This is a genomic window from Paraburkholderia sp. CNPSo 3272 (assembly GCF_024206495.1).
Taxonomy (GTDB): domain Bacteria; phylum Pseudomonadota; class Gammaproteobacteria; order Burkholderiales; family Burkholderiaceae; genus Paraburkholderia.
Map to the genome: position 1 here is coordinate 1 of NZ_JAMBPQ010000041.1, position 13,109 is coordinate 13,109.

Sequence of the window (13,109 nt, forward strand, 5' to 3'; positions counted from 1 at the left end):
CCTTCACCGCACACCTGCCAGATCTACCTCCCCGGTCTTTGATGGTTGTGGACTTCGCGATCATTTGCTCGCTCGTCCGACCTGGTGGGCCTCATATCTGGTTTCTGTTCGTCAGGTCGCGGCTTTGCTACACGCTTCCTTCAGACCCCGCCTCGCGACGACGCCCTTGCGTTTCACTAGCCCTTCGCCCCATCTGGCTGGGCAGGGGACTCTCACCCCCAAGCTGTTGCGCATGCTCGGCGCACAAAAGGAGCCCGCCAAGGCGGGCCCAATCCAGGAACCAGCGGGGAGATGCCCTCCCCGCCGTTCATCGGTGTGACTCCCTTCCCCTTCCTGCGGCCAGGGCCTGCACACCTCCCAACATCAGCTATCCCGCCATCCGCGCCGGGCATCCGGCCGGAGCGCCAGACGAAGATCGTGACAAGCGCGCTGCCGCCTTATTCCTTACCTGCCGCTTTGGCGTTGCCGGCCGACTCGGCAAACTTCGAGAGCTTCATATCGGTAGCCTTTTCTTCCTCAAGCGTTTCCTTGAGCAGCTCCACCGCCTCGCTGTGACCGAGAAGCTTGCCCAGCGCACAGAGGCTGCCGTACGCCGCTATCTCATAGTGCTCCACCTTCTGTGCCGCCGCGATGAGGCCGGCGTCGAGTACAGGGCCCTTTTCGATTTCCTCGATCAGTTCGTCCGCTTCTTCAATCAGACCTTCCATCGCGACGCATTTCATGCGCTTCAGGCGTAGTCCTGTGGCTTCGACCGCCTTGTCGATCCGCTCGATCTGCCCCTGCGTTTCCTCCAGATGCGTCTTGAACGCTCCTGAAAGCTCGGGGTCGCTGACCGTACGCGAGAGCTTGCCGAGCGCGCGGGTCAGCTGTTTTTCTGCGCTGTAGATGTCCGACAGCATATGAACGAACAGGTCGTCTACCGTCTTTCTCTGGCTCATGATCACCTCCGTGGTTTGGGTGATGCGCCTCACGCAACGGCCGTTCCTGGGATGACCGTCCGCTCGTTCGATATCCTCAATAATGTGGAGCGCGCAATGGGCCCATGGAGCCGCACAACCGAAGGCCCTGCCATGAAAACGGATGTCGATGCGCTGGAGACGATTACGGTTGGCTGCGCTATGTCCACACGAAGGCTGTGCCTGTCCGCAAATACCGTTCCGCTCGCGTCGGTCCGCGGCGTACGGAATAAACGGGTTCCGGACATGCGGCGGCTCGGGGCGAACGTTTCCCACTGTAGACAGCGTTGTTCGTCATGAAACGGAAACACCCAACAGAGCCACTTGTGAACCGCAGCAAACGCTGCGCCCACGTCATGTGAAGTGACCGAAAACGGGTGACAAACCGGCGCCGGCGACGAGAGTGAGGGGGTGTCCTTCGAACCACGCGCTGGCGACGGCGGTTAGCGGAAGCGCCAGCAGAAAGGGTCTATATGCGTCATGACGTCAGTACCGGATGCTTTCCCGACAAGTTCGCGCTGCACAGCCGTCGAGATTTCATGCGCCTCGACCAGCGACAATGCGGCATCCACTTCGAGGAGAATCATGTCGCCCATCCTGCGCGTCCGAGCGTCGTGGAAGCGCGCGACGCCGGACATTGCAGCTAGCGTCTGCCGGCACGTCATTGGCTGCGCAACACGTTACTGAGGCAGTATTTCCCATAGACGAGGCAGTGGGACGTCTCACCATTCGGCGATCCGTTTCCGGAAAAAGCATCCGCAGTGGCCCGCGTCGCTTCTGTTAGGCCTAACGTACAGCCCTGTTCGACGGTCAGCAGAACGCCGACGAGCACGAGGGCTGAAACCAGCAATATCATGAGGATGCGCTTTTTCATCTGACTCCGCGCATGCTGCGAGCAACATGACGCCAGGCGGAACGCACGCCAACGCGGCACCTAAATGGCGCTAATAATCAGGGGGCACGGGAGGGATTACCACGACGCGCACCGCCTGCCCGACGGCAGGACGGTGGCCAAAAAATGGGCGCAGACGCCTTGCAGACTCAGGCAGGAAATCCGTTCAGAGATCGACAACTACTGGTGTCCAAGGCATCAGCCCCTTTTGTGAAGACTCCTATAGTCCAGATCCTGGATACAGGTCGTCAACGTGATTCGCTCAGCACGACGAACCTGTTTCCCGGAACTCTCCAGCAGCCCGGAGCCCGCGCTCGCGCAAAAACGCGCAGTACGCGTTGGCAAAATCGGGCAGGCACACGCCTGCCCGATCCGCCTTAGTGAATGGCCATCTGCACGACCTTCACGATGACGAGACCCACTGCGACGACGAGGTAGGTGCGCAGCACGCCCATCCACACGCGCGTCGACAGCGTCAGGTGCTGCGGCGCCGGCAGGTCTTCGAGCGGCGGCATGCGCCACGTGTTGCGCAACTCCCTGAGGGCTGGCCTGTTGAGCGGCAACGTACCATGGGTGCCATCCGCGCCGCGCGACTTGCGCGAGAATTCCACCGCGGCATACACGGCCACGGCAACTCCGCATCCGCCCACGAGAATCTTGACGATCGCCGCGCCGCTGATGTCCGGAAACACGGTGGCCGCCGTCAGGATGATCGACAGCACGACGAGCACGGCAATCACCGCACCCGTGAACACGTTCAGCTTCTTCGAATTCACCCACGGGCCAAGCACGGCCTTGTCATTGCACAACAGCAGCAGGAACACGGTTGCGCTCGGCAGCAGCACGCCCGCGAGCGTTTGAACAGCCTCCGTCAGCAGGCCAAGCGGGCTGCCCGGCATCAGCACGAGGCCAGCAGCGAGCGCAATAATGCCGAAGTAGACCAGATAGAAACCCTTCGCATCGAGCACGCTACGGTGCAGCGAGTGTTTGACCTTGAACACGTCGCCGATCGCGTAGGCGGTCGAGAGCGAAACAGCGGCGGCACCGATGATCGACGCGTCGAGGAGTGCAACGGCGAAGATCGTGGCCGACGTCTGGCCGACGTACTTGTGCAGACCCGCAATCACACCGCCCGCGTCGGTGAAGTTGCCGAATTCGGGCTTGCCGTCAAAGAGCGCGGCGGTGAAGGCCATCATCGCCACGGCGCCGACGATCACGAACGCGATGCCGATCCAGAGGTCCGCCTTTTCGTACTTCATGAAGCGCGGCGTGATGCGCTTGTCGATCACGTAGCTTTGCTGGAAGAACAACTGCCACGGCGCGACGGTCGTGCCGACAATGCCGATCACGAGCAACATCACGTCGGAGAGCCTGGAATTCGCCGGCCATGTCGGCACGAAGAAGTCGCGCGCGACAACGCCCATAGGCGGGTGAATCGAGACGAGCACGGGGATCAGCAGCAGACTCAACAGGCACAGCACGATCGCGAAGCGTTCGAAACGACGGAAATCGCCTGTACTGACCGCGGCCATCGTCAGGACTGCCGCGATGCATACGCCGAGCACCTTCGAGACGCCGAGAAAGTCGAGCGCAAACGTAATGCCGATGAACTCGGTGACGATCGTTAATGCATTGAGCAGGAAAAGATCGATGGCGCTGAAGGCGCCCCAGAACTTTCCGAAGCGTTCGAAGATAAGGCGTGCGTGACCGACACCGGTCACGGCGCCCAGGCGCAGGACCATTTCCTGGTTGACGTAAAGGACCGGGATCAGAAGGGCAAGCGTCCAAAGCAGCGACGTGCCGTAATTCTGGCCGGCCTGGGTGTACGTGCCGAACGCGCCGGCGTCATTATCGCCGACCATGACGATGAGGCCGGGGCCGAGGATGGCGAGCAGTGTGCGCAGACGCGCCATCCAGTTGCTGCGCGGAGCGGTGTCGTGGCGGGCGATCGTGCCGAAGGCGCCCTTGATATCGCCGACGTGCGCGTCGTCGAGCACGGCGCTCCGACGTTGCGTGAGGTTTGCGGGAGTGGTAGACATTTCTGGTTATTCCTTGGCAGTGCTGCTTGAAATCGATGATTGAGGCGTGCCACTGCCTGCCGCCTGCCGGTATTGATGCAGTGGGCAGACAGTCGGCCACGCCGGGCCGTGTCAGCGAGCGAGCTGTTTGAGCGCCGTCCAGATGGCAGCGACTACGCCGGTCGATGCGTGCGAACCGGCGTCGAGCGAGAGCATGTCGTTGTAGTGCGTGCGAGCTTCTTCGACGCGCGGGAGCTGCGAAACGAGGAGTGCGAAGTGCATGGTGATTCCTCCAATAGCTTGAAACGTGGCGCCATCGATCAGGGCTTGCCTTCGTTTCGCTTCACGCGGGGCGAAATGCCCGGGCGTGGGGGAGGAACGTGTGCGGCCAGATGTCAGGCGAAGCGGCCTGCGTTCTGCAAGAACGCAAGGCGAGTTGTGCAGGGTCCAGGCTCAGGGTCAGGCATCGTGAGTTCCTCTTTTCATTTAGGTCCGTTCATGTTCGACGGACGTGTTTAACCGCACGGTGGATCCGGCACGGCTTTGCGTACGCGAAAACAGCGTGAACAAGCGGCGTCACGAGCCAATGGCTCGGCGAGCCGAATCGTCTGGACGAACGTGCGTGACAACACACGCGTCAAAGACGGCGGCCAATCGAATAGATGCGCGGAAAGAAACTGCGGAAGCTACTGCGGCGCGCACCGTCTGCCTTCTGGCAGGACGGCGGCTAGGGAAGAATCCAGGCGGGCGTCGTGCCGGTCAGGCAGAAAAACTTTTCGAAGGTCGACTACTGCTACTGTCCAAGGCATATGCCCCTTTCGTGGAAACAGGCGAATTCTAGTGACGACGCGCGAGCCGAGTCAACGATTTTCTTGGACATTTTTCTTTCGATTGCGTTACCTGAAGTGGATGCGAATCGTTTTGCTCTCCTCTTCGTATTGCATCTGCGCAGCGATGACTACAGCGCTTGCGATGTGGCACGCGGGCAACGCAGAAAACACCCCCTGCAGTACGCACGAACGCTTTGGACGCGGCCTGGTCTGTGCGTCCGATGTCGCATTTTTGAAGCGATTAACCGCTGCGGGCCAATTTTTGCTTGTGCGTTTGCAAACGACGCGCATAGAATCCGCCCTGTCTTAGAAACAGGAGAGTCCTTCGTGGACGCAAGCCCTGGTAGTCGATCTTGTACGCCGGCCTTTGCCGGCACCCAGACTGCAATCGCGCGTTAGCGACGCCGGACGTTCCTTCCTGCCGCTGACTCCGATTGTCGGGTCAGCGCGCTTCTTCTGGACCGCCTGCGCGGTCTAACTGTAGCTCGCTCCCTTTTTTGCTTGCGAACATCGGCTGCGCTTGCTAGTGGCACTGGCCGCCGGCACAACCGATCCGGCTTACGCACAGTCGGAGTCTGCCGCGCCGGTTGCGGCAGACCACGACGCTGCCGCAGCCACGAACACCGACGCAAGCGCGGCACCGGCCAGGGCCGCCGCCGCGCCACCGCCGTCAGGCATGGCGACCACGTAGACTATCTGCACGATGGCCATTTGCATCATCCGCACGGCGACCACTGCGATGACCACGATGCGATGGAACTCGCCTGAGCGCTATTGAAGAAGCGCGACGGGACCCGGTTTCCTGTCCTGTCATCCGCCCGTTGGAGACGTATGTCCCAGCACGGCCGCGAACACGAGAACGGCCAGCATGACAAGCGCTTCAACAGTCAGCCAGGCGTCGAATCGGCCCAGCGCGGCCATGAAAACAGGGCCGTCCTGCTGAGCGTTGGCACACAAACCAGGCAGGATCATCCACCGGTTCCAGCCGCCCAATGCCACTGCGGCGGCGACGCACGCGAGCTTCGCAGAGAGGACCCGGCCCCAGGCCGTACCGAAGAACGGCACGCCCGCCTGCGCGGTGTCCTGCATCACGTTGTAGAGGCCGGTGATCAGCACGACGAGGAGCGCGGCAGTCGCCAGATGCGACAGCCCGAGGCGGAACGCCGCCCTTTGCCCAGCCGATGCGTCAGCGACAGGCGCCGCCCGGCGCGGCATCACTGACGCGACGATCACGCTGCCGGCCCATAGCGCTGTCGCACACAAATGCACGAGATGAATGGCCTCGCGCACCGAGAAGTCGCCGGCGTCCGCCGCGTGGCTGGCCGCGGCCTTGCCCGCCGCCCAAAGGACGAGGCCCGCGGCGAACAGCGGCAGGCCGCGACGATTGGCGATACGACTCAGCGTGGCCAACAGCGCGCCGATGAATCCGACTGACCACGCGATGCCATAGTGTGACTGCGTGAGCACGGCGGCGACCGCGTCGCCGGCGCCGGCAAGCCGCGAGCCACTCATGACGGCGGCCTGCAGCCAGAGGTAAGCGAGAGCCGTGAGCGCCAGCGCGATCACGAGGCCGGCCTGCCACCCGCGCAGCGTGGCCGGCGCGCCCATGCCGCTATGCCTGATCAGCACGGCGCACGCAAGCGAGCCGGCTGCCGTCGCGAACAGCACGTCCTGCACTGCGGCAAGGGCGATCTGCCCGGCGACGAGCGGCTCCATGATCACTTCACCGTGAACGTGTAGTGCCCCTGCGTGCGATGCCCGTCCGCCGCGACAGCGACCCACGCGACCGCGTAGACACCCGGCGTCTGCGGGTTCAGCGCGACCGACATGTGCTTGCTGTTCGACGGGTCGACAACGGCCTTCCCGCTCGTCACGACCTTGCCCTGTGCGTCCGTGACGGTGATCGAGCTGAATGCGGGCTCGAGGCCATCGTCGAAGTCGATTGCGACTTCCTTCTGCGAGGCGGGCACGATCGAACCAGCCCCCGGCACCTGATGGGTCGGGTAGGCGTGCGCTTGCGCGAGCTGACAGACGGCGATCAATAGTGCTGCAACGGCGCCGCGTGCGCTTGTAAGCGGTTTCACGAAGGTCTCCTCCTCGGTCAGAACAGCGGCTTGCCAATCGAGTTCGGGAAAATGTCGTCGAAATAGATATGGGCTTGTACCAGTATCCCTGTGTGCGTGCCGGTCGCGCGATTGACGGGAATCTGTGCTTCGATGCCGAACTGCCCGTAGCGATTGATCCAGATGACGCCGGGGTTGATTGTGCCCGTTGTCTGTCCTGAGCACGCGCCAGCCGTGCAGGTGCTCATGGGGAATTCGACGACGGGAATCAGGTTGCTGAACGGCTGGGGCAGCCCGAGATCCTTCACCTGCTGCTGCAGGTACGGAATGCTGTACTGCAGCGTCAGGCCCCAGCCGAGCGAGTTCGGCCCCTGGTCCGATGACGCGGTCGTCAGGTTCGGGCCGATCGTGCCGGTGATGGCGAGCGGCCGCAGGTAGCCGAGCGACGCGGGCAGGTCGCCGAAGCCCTTGCCGAAATAGACGGTCGGGGTGAAGGTCGAAAACGAGTTCGCGACCGATTTGGCGCCGGTGCCGCCGAGCGTGGCAAGCAGCCCGACCGACGCCATGAACTCGTGCTGCGGGTTCGCATAGACGAGATATTTGACGCCGAGCGTGAAATTGTCCCAGCCCTTCGCGTTGCCGTCCGGCGAGTTCAGGCTCGCGTAGTTGCTCGCGACGCTGAGCGCGAGATTCTTCGTGATCAGCTTGTCCCACTCGTACGACACCGTGTTGACGTTCATGTCGTTGCCGTTGCTGTCGGGCGTCTTGATGTGGCCGTACTCCAGGTTGAATTCATCGCCGACGCCGGGGTCGTCGACCGCCATCGTGGCCGGAAAGACACGGTCGCCGACCACCGCGTGGGCCGACGCATCGACTGAAACCAGGCACGGCGCAAGCGCGCACAGCGCTGCGGCACCCCGTTGGAGATTGGTTCGCATGTCCAGATCCTGATCGAATTGTGGTGAAGACGCCCTCGCGCCGTGGCAGGCTGGCGCAAAGCAGGCGCGCGCCAGCGCAGCGATGCCGTTCACCGGCATCGCCACATTGGCTGGAAACGTCTGCGAGGATCAGGACGAGGCGGGCGGAGCGCGCGGCTGAGCCGGCGTCATCACCGTGTACGGGCGGAACGCAGCTGTGACGAGGGGGACAGGAAAGAAGGGGCGCTGCGGCGCGACGCTCGATGTGACGGCCAAGCCAGGCAAGGCTGGCGAGTGAGCGAACAGTGCGCAATACGGGCACGCGTCGCACAGCGACGATGAATCGGAGCCATGGAGGTGCCCGGCATGGGCATCGCACGCAACCTCAACAGCCAGTTGAGGGTGATGGGCATGATGGGCGTGATGCTCGACGCCGCCATGCGCGCGGCGCAGCACCTGGGACACCGTAGGGGCGACCACGCTCAGCAGGATGGCAAGCATCCCGAGCCAGGCACCCATCTTCCGACGGTGGCGGTTGAGCATGGCGAATCGACGACGTAAAAATGTGCAGAGGAACGGCTGAACCGACGCTGCTCGTCAGCGGCGGCGAGTCATCGCGCGGCCAGTTTGCAGCAGGCAGCGCGATGACTAGGTGGCCGAGCGTACCAAATCTCTCGCCTGGCGGGAGATTCCCCATCGCATAGCGGCAATTTTGCGCTACCGGTCAGTTGAGGTATGGCGAGACGCCGCTCGCCGAACCTTGGCAAGTGCGGCATCTCCTCCGCCGTCACGGTCAAGTCACGTCCCCATGTTTCCATCTATTTCGGTTTCCTATCGGTCGCCTCGGAAACGATGGCGGCCCGACTCCAGGACCTGATCGAGCGATCCACGAAAGCGGGCGCAACGGTGGTCAATCAAAAGTGAGCACGCCCTTCCCTCCGCTCGGATGGCGCCACACGGGGATTGTCAATCCATTGTGTTACGTTATAACATTGCAGCGGTGGCGCGCCATTGCTCGATAGATCGACGGCGCGTCGTTGCCTGACAAAAGGCGCGTCCACACGAAATCACAACAAGACAATGAACCGCTCGCTGATATCGCAGGCCGGTATGATGCTGCTCGCCTGTACGTTTTGCACCCGCTCGATCGCTGCCAGTGGCGATGCCGCGCTTGCCGGCACGGTGGCCGACGCTCAGGGCCACGCGCCCGCCCATGTCCAGATCTCGCTCCAGGATGCCAGCGGCACAATAGTCGCCAAGACGACGGCTGACGCCAGCGGCCACTTCCGGCTCGCGGACATCGCGCCCGGCACCTACGCCGTCAACGTGGAGGCGACGGGCTACGGCACCGTCACACGCGTCGCGACGGTGACACAGGGACAGGCGCCCGAGCCGGTCGCTGTCGTGCTCCAGAAAGACTCCACACTCGACATCACCGTCAACGCGCAGCGCCTTGACCGCGCCCGCAACGGTCTCCTGCCCGAAGTGGGTGCGAGCGTCTACCGGATCACGCAGGCCGACATCGACTCGTCGCCGCAAGGCGCGAACACGCCGCTCAACCAGGTTCTGCTGCAGGCGCCCGGCGTCGCCAACGATTCCTACGGTCAACTCCACGTGCGCGGCGATCACGCGAACCTACAGTACCGCCTCAACGGCATCATCATTCCCGAGCCGATCAGCGGCTTCGGGCAATCGCTCGATACTCGGATCATCGACCAGGTGAATCTCGTGACGGGTGCGCTGCCGGCTCAGTACGGCTATCGCACGGCGGGCATCGTCGACATCCGCACCAAGTCCGGCGACAGCGGCAACGGCGGCACGATTGACGTGTACGGCGGCAGTCACCAGACAATCCAGACGAGCGCCGATGTGTTCGGCTCCAGCGGCCCGTTCAGCTATTACTTCGCCGGTTCGCTCGGCCAGAACAATCTCGGCATCGAGGCGCCCACCTCGGACGGCAGCCCCCTGCACGACCACACGCGCCAGGGCAACGGTTTCGGCTACATGTCGTACCTGCTCAACCCGCTCACGCGCGTGAGTGTGATGTTCGGCACCGCAAGCAACCAGTTCCAGATTCCGAATACGCCGGGGCTCGCCCCCGTCTACACGCTGAACGGCCAGTCCACGTTCGACTCGGCGAACCTCAACGAGACCCAGTCGGAGCTGAACAACTTCGCGGTGGTGGCGCTGCAGGGCACCAACGGAGGTGCGCTCGACTACCAGGTGGCGCTCTTTACGCGCTACACGCGCACCAAGTTCAATCCGGACCCAGTCGGCGACCTCATTTTCAATGGCGTCGCATCTGAGGACTTCCACAGCAACCAGGCGAATGGCGTTCAGGCCGATTTCACCTACCGGCTCAATGATCAGCACACGCTGCGCGCGGGTCTCATGTTCCAGCAGGAGCATGCCGTGTTCGACAACACCGTGTCCGTGTTTCCCGTCGACGCGAACGGCAATCAGACCTCCGACCAGCCACTCACGATTCAGGATGCCAACAGCAAAACAGGCTCTCTGTATAGCCTCTACGTGCAGGATGAGTGGAAGATCACGCCGAAGCTGACACTCAACTATGGTCTGCGTTACGACCGCATGGACGAGTATGTGCAGGCCGGACAACTGAGCCCGCGCGTCGGACTCGTGTATCAGCCGTCCAACGCGACGACCCTGCACGCCGGTTACGCGCGCTACTTCACGCCACCCGCGTTCGAACTCGTGTCCGACTCCACGGTCAGCAAGTTCAACGGCACGACGAACCAGAGCCCGACCTCGCAGAACGATCCCGTGAAGCCCGAGCGCGCCGATTACTTTGACATCGGCATTACGCAGCGCCTCACCTCTAGCCTGACCGTTGGACTCGACGCGTACTACAAGCGCGCCAGCGATCTGCTCGACGAGGGGCAATTCGGCACCGCGCTTATCTTCACGCCATTCAATTACCAGTACGGTCGCGTCTACGGCGTGGAGTTCACGTCGAGCTACCACCAGGACAATGTGACGGCCTATCTGAATGTCGCATTCAGCCGCGCGCAGGGCAAGAACATCGAATCGGCGCAGTTCAATTTTGGCGCCGACGAACTGGCTTACATTGCAAACCATTGGGTCTACCTCGATCACGATCAGCGCGTTACCGCCTCGTTCGGCGGCACCTACTCCCTGGGCCAGACGACTCTCACCACAGATGCGATCGTTGGCAGCGGCCTGCGCAGCGGTTTTGCGAATACCGGGCGTCTGCCCTGGTATGCGCAGGTCAACGTCGGTGTGATCCAGCATTTCAGCGAACCGCTGGTCGGCAGCTTCGACGCGCGGCTCGTGCTGCTCAATGCCTTCGGCCGCGTCTACCAACTGCGTGACGGATCCGGCATCGGCGTGGGTGCGCCGCAGTATGGCCCGCAGCGAGCGATCTACGCCGGCATTACCAAGCACTTCTGATCATTTCATGCGTAAAGGAGTCCTATCATGAACGAATGGAACGGTATTGTCGAAACGCTGCGGCTCGGCGGCTGGGTCATTTACCCGTTGAGCCTGCTGGCGATCTTCGCACTCGCCATCACGTTCGACCGGATGTACGTCTGGTGGCGCTACGCCCGAATGCCGCGTGATGGCGCCGTACGCGCACTGCCGGACGAACATGTGCTGCGGCGCGTGGACATGCTGTTCGACGACAGCAGCATGCCCATCTGGCGTATCGAGGGGCAGGTCGAAACGGCCGCTTCGCAGATCGAGCGCGAGATGGGCCGCGGTCTGTGGCTGCTCGAAACGATCGTGACCGCTGCGCCGCTGCTGGGATTGCTTGGCACGATCGTCGGCATGATGCATTCGTTCCGACTGATCGGCGGCGATGGCCTCGTCAGCCCTTCGGGCGTGTCGGGGGGTGTGGCCCAGGCCCTGGTTGCCACCGCCATCGGTCTCGTGATCGCACTGATCGCACTCTTTGCGTTCAACTATTTTTCGCGTCGCGTCGACCGGCTCATGGATGAAGTCGAGACTTTCGCGAACGGCCGCATCGGCGACCTGCGCCTCGCCCGCGAACGCTCCGGTGCGGCGTCATGAAGCTCAGACGTTCACGCACGTCGAGACGTGGCCGCATCGAGATCATCCCGATGATCGATGTGATGTTCTTTCTGCTCGCCACGTTCATGCTGACGACACTGGCGATGCAGCGGCTCGACGCGGTCCATATCGATCTGCCCCGAGGACAAGCGCAGCCGATGCAGATTGACCGGCCGCTCACCATCTCCGTGAATCGCGCCGACCAGATCTTCGTGAACCAGCAGCCCGTTCGCCTCGATGAAGTGCGCGCGGTGGTGACGAACCTGCTCCGAAAGGACGGGAGTATTGTCGTAGCCGCAGACGACGGCGCTTCGCATGGTGTGGTCGTGGGAGCAATACTCGAAGCGCGCAAGGCGGGCGCCGAACATTTTCTCGTTGCCGTGCATCGTGAGTAGCGAATCGCTGTTATGCCGCAACCACAACGTGCGTCGCTTTATCGTTGCCGCGTTGGTGGCAGCGATAGCGTGGTTGTTCTTCCTTGCGCATCTGCGCTTGCTCATGGGCTCCGGGCGGCCCGCAGCGCCCCCGCAGGCGATTGAACTGCAGGTCGTGGAACTCCCGTACGCGCCACGTGCAAGCGAAACGCCACCCCGCAACGTCCGGCTCGATGCGCCCACCGCGCCTCACGGCGCGCCCCGCGTGCAACGGCAGCCGCAGGTGGCGCGCAGCAGCGCGGCGCATCATGCCCGCGAGCTTCCGCCGCGACGCCCGGCGCCCGAGGCTCCGCAAGGCGCGACAGCCACGCAGCAAGATTCACCCGCAACGCCCGCGTCAAAATCCGCATCTGCCCAGGGCGCTGACACGCGGCAGTCCGGCACCCAATCGAACGCCGGCGGTCCAAGCGGGCCCGTCAGCCAGCAGGCCCGGCTGCTCTCGCAACCCTTGCCCGAAGTCCCCGACGATCTTCGAGACCAGGCCTTTCAGGCCGTCGCCGTTGTACGCTTCGCCGTCCATGCGGACGGTACGTTCGATATCGAACTGGTGAAGCCCACGCAAAATCCGCGGCTGAATCAGATTCTGCTTGCCACGCTGCGGCAGTGGCGCTTTTTCCCGGCAATTGAGAACGGTCGGCCCGTCGAGAGCCATCAGGACGTTCGCGTCCACTTCAACGTGAATTGATGCGCCGGAACGCGTCCGCACGATACCAGCCCAGCCGGCAACCCATTGCCAGACATTGCCCCCCATGTCGTAGAGAACGTCGAACAGATTCATGTCATAGAGACCCGCGTTGTAGCCACAGGTAGAGTCCGGCCGCGTCTGCGCACGCAGGAACGCCACGGACATGTTCAGACGGAATATATTTTTTGGATAACCCAACTTTCTGGACTCCAAATCGTTATCTAACGAATCACGCGAGGCCAGTTTGGTCAGTCAAACGTG

The 13,109-nt window shown here is 62.7% G+C and carries 15 protein-coding genes; 5 read left to right on the forward strand and 10 right to left on the reverse strand.

All coding sequences use genetic code 11. The features are described from left to right. Window positions 1-437: 437 nt before the first annotated feature. The 10 genes from M3I53_RS31300 to M3I53_RS38715 form a co-directional block, all read right to left on the reverse strand. Entirely contained in the window at window positions 438-938 is a 501-nt protein-coding gene (locus M3I53_RS31300; RefSeq protein ID WP_254319741.1) for a ferritin-like domain-containing protein, read from the reverse strand. Between the two features lie 461 nt (window positions 939-1,399). Next, entirely contained in the window at window positions 1,400-1,621 is a 222-nt protein-coding gene (locus M3I53_RS31305) for a cation transporter dimerization domain-containing protein (protein WP_302057912.1), read from the reverse strand. After that, entirely contained in the window at window positions 1,618-1,830 is a 213-nt protein-coding gene (locus M3I53_RS31310) for a hypothetical protein (RefSeq protein ID WP_254319694.1), read from the reverse strand. Before M3I53_RS31310 ends, M3I53_RS31305 begins: the two co-directional genes overlap by 4 nt. 395 nt (window positions 1,831-2,225) lie before the next feature. Continuing rightward, window positions 2,226-3,887: an Nramp family divalent metal transporter gene (locus tag M3I53_RS31315; protein WP_254319695.1), complete on the reverse strand. Its 1,662-nt coding sequence runs from the start codon at window positions 3,885-3,887 to the stop codon at window positions 2,226-2,228. A 111-nt stretch (window positions 3,888-3,998) separates the two neighbouring features. After that, window positions 3,999-4,148, reverse strand: coding sequence for a hypothetical protein (locus M3I53_RS31320; protein ID WP_254319696.1), 150 nt, complete (start codon window positions 4,146-4,148; stop codon window positions 3,999-4,001). A gap of 1,106 nt (window positions 4,149-5,254) precedes the next feature. After that, window positions 5,255-5,443, reverse strand: a complete 189-nt coding sequence (locus tag M3I53_RS31325) for a hypothetical protein (RefSeq protein WP_254319697.1) — start codon at window positions 5,441-5,443, stop codon at window positions 5,255-5,257. 63 nt (window positions 5,444-5,506) lie between these two features. Further along, the gene (locus M3I53_RS31330; protein WP_254319698.1) at window positions 5,507-6,412 is read right to left on the reverse strand and encodes a CopD family protein; all 906 of its coding nucleotides are present in this window, start codon (window positions 6,410-6,412) and stop codon (window positions 5,507-5,509) included. Window positions 6,413-6,414: 2 nt separating this feature from the next. Next, window positions 6,415-6,780, reverse strand: coding sequence for a copper resistance protein CopC (locus M3I53_RS31335; RefSeq protein WP_254319699.1), 366 nt, complete (start codon window positions 6,778-6,780; stop codon window positions 6,415-6,417). Window positions 6,781-6,797: 17 nt separating this feature from the next. Further along, entirely contained in the window at window positions 6,798-7,697 is a 900-nt protein-coding gene (locus tag M3I53_RS31340) for a hypothetical protein (protein ID WP_254319700.1), read from the reverse strand. A 129-nt stretch (window positions 7,698-7,826) separates the two neighbouring features. Next, window positions 7,827-8,132 (reverse strand): DUF2946 family protein, encoded by a 306-nt coding sequence (locus tag M3I53_RS38715; RefSeq protein ID WP_375542609.1) that lies wholly within the window; start codon window positions 8,130-8,132, stop codon window positions 7,827-7,829. On the opposite strand from M3I53_RS38715, the gene M3I53_RS31345 reads away from it, so the two are divergent. The 5 genes from M3I53_RS31345 to M3I53_RS31365 all read left to right on the forward strand — a co-directional run bounded on the left by M3I53_RS31345 (window position 8,043) and on the right by M3I53_RS31365 (window position 12,848). Continuing rightward, window positions 8,043-8,237 carry a hypothetical protein gene (locus tag M3I53_RS31345; RefSeq protein WP_254319701.1) on the forward strand — a complete coding sequence of 65 codons (195 nt, stop codon included), beginning with the start codon at window positions 8,043-8,045 and terminating at the stop codon, window positions 8,235-8,237. The two genes, M3I53_RS38715 and M3I53_RS31345, sit on opposite strands and share 90 nt — an antisense overlap. A 519-nt stretch (window positions 8,238-8,756) precedes the next feature. Continuing rightward, complete coding sequence (locus M3I53_RS31350; RefSeq protein ID WP_254319702.1) at window positions 8,757-11,108, forward strand: TonB-dependent receptor; 2,352 nt, start codon at window positions 8,757-8,759, stop codon at window positions 11,106-11,108. A 27-nt stretch (window positions 11,109-11,135) separates the two neighbouring features. Beyond that, window positions 11,136-11,729 carry a MotA/TolQ/ExbB proton channel family protein gene (locus M3I53_RS31355; protein WP_254319703.1) on the forward strand — a complete coding sequence of 198 codons (594 nt, stop codon included), beginning with the start codon at window positions 11,136-11,138 and terminating at the stop codon, window positions 11,727-11,729. Next, on the forward strand, window positions 11,726-12,124 hold the full coding sequence (locus M3I53_RS31360) for a biopolymer transporter ExbD (RefSeq protein WP_254319704.1): 399 nt from the start codon (window positions 11,726-11,728) through the stop codon (window positions 12,122-12,124). The genes M3I53_RS31355 and M3I53_RS31360 overlap by 4 nt, the downstream gene beginning before the upstream one ends. Window positions 12,125-12,227: 103 nt before the next feature. Beyond that, window positions 12,228-12,848, forward strand: coding sequence for an energy transducer TonB (locus M3I53_RS31365; protein ID WP_254319742.1), 621 nt, complete (start codon window positions 12,228-12,230; stop codon window positions 12,846-12,848). Window positions 12,849-13,109 lie beyond the last annotated feature (261 nt).

Excerpts from the sequence above, each read along its gene's own strand:
- M3I53_RS31300 (WP_254319741.1), bottom strand. The coding sequence starts at position 938 with ATGAGCCAGAGAAAGACGGTAGACGACCTGTTCGTTCATATGCTGTCG.
- M3I53_RS31305 (WP_302057912.1), bottom strand. The coding sequence starts at position 1,621 with ATGACGTGCCGGCAGACGCTAGCTGCAATGTCCGGCGTCGCGCGCTTC.
- M3I53_RS31310 (WP_254319694.1), bottom strand. The coding sequence starts at position 1,830 with ATGAAAAAGCGCATCCTCATGATATTGCTGGTTTCAGCCCTCGTGCTC.
- M3I53_RS31315 (WP_254319695.1), bottom strand. The coding sequence starts at position 3,887 with ATGTCTACCACTCCCGCAAACCTCACGCAACGTCGGAGCGCCGTGCTC.
- M3I53_RS31320 (WP_254319696.1), bottom strand. The coding sequence starts at position 4,148 with ATGCACTTCGCACTCCTCGTTTCGCAGCTCCCGCGCGTCGAAGAAGCT.
- M3I53_RS31330 (WP_254319698.1), bottom strand. The coding sequence starts at position 6,412 with ATGGAGCCGCTCGTCGCCGGGCAGATCGCCCTTGCCGCAGTGCAGGAC.
- M3I53_RS31340 (WP_254319700.1), bottom strand. The coding sequence starts at position 7,697 with ATGCGAACCAATCTCCAACGGGGTGCCGCAGCGCTGTGCGCGCTTGCG.
- M3I53_RS31345 (WP_254319701.1), top strand. The coding sequence starts at position 8,043 with ATGGGCATCGCACGCAACCTCAACAGCCAGTTGAGGGTGATGGGCATG.
- M3I53_RS31350 (WP_254319702.1), top strand. The coding sequence starts at position 8,757 with ATGAACCGCTCGCTGATATCGCAGGCCGGTATGATGCTGCTCGCCTGT.
- M3I53_RS31355 (WP_254319703.1), top strand. The coding sequence starts at position 11,136 with ATGAACGAATGGAACGGTATTGTCGAAACGCTGCGGCTCGGCGGCTGG.
- M3I53_RS31360 (WP_254319704.1), top strand. The coding sequence starts at position 11,726 with ATGAAGCTCAGACGTTCACGCACGTCGAGACGTGGCCGCATCGAGATC.
- M3I53_RS31365 (WP_254319742.1), top strand. The coding sequence starts at position 12,228 with ATGGGCTCCGGGCGGCCCGCAGCGCCCCCGCAGGCGATTGAACTGCAG.